Here is a 249-nt window from a genome sequence, read left to right as displayed (position 1 = left end):
ATGACTGGGGTGAAGTCGTAACAAGGTAACCGTAGGGGAACCTGCGGTTGGATCACCTCCTTACCTTAAAGAACCTGCCTTTGCAGTGTCCACACAGATTGTCTGATGAAAAGTAAGCAGTAAAAAAATCTCTGCAGGCTTGTAGCTCAGGTGGTTAGAGCGCACCCCTGATAAGGGTGAGGTCGGTGGTTCAAGTCCACTCAGGCCTACCAAATTTGCCACGCAAATTTGAAGAGATTTAACTACGAT

The 249-nt window shown here is 47.4% G+C and carries 1 tRNA gene and 1 rRNA gene; both read left to right on the top strand.

From position 1 onward, the window contains the following. A 16S ribosomal RNA gene (locus M8318_RS00045) occupies positions 1 to 63 on the top strand; the annotation flags it as partial. A 72-nt stretch (positions 64 to 135) separates the two neighbouring features. Further along, positions 136 to 212 (top strand) — tRNA-Ile (locus tag M8318_RS00040). Positions 213 to 249: the final 37 nt, after the last annotated feature.

Origin of the sequence: Leclercia tamurae (assembly GCF_025566055.1) — a bacterium.
Taxonomy (GTDB): Bacteria; Pseudomonadota; Gammaproteobacteria; order Enterobacterales; family Enterobacteriaceae; genus Enterobacter; species Enterobacter tamurae.
Note: the sequence above shows the minus strand (reverse complement) of the source record. Positions and strands in the feature narration are given on the sequence as shown.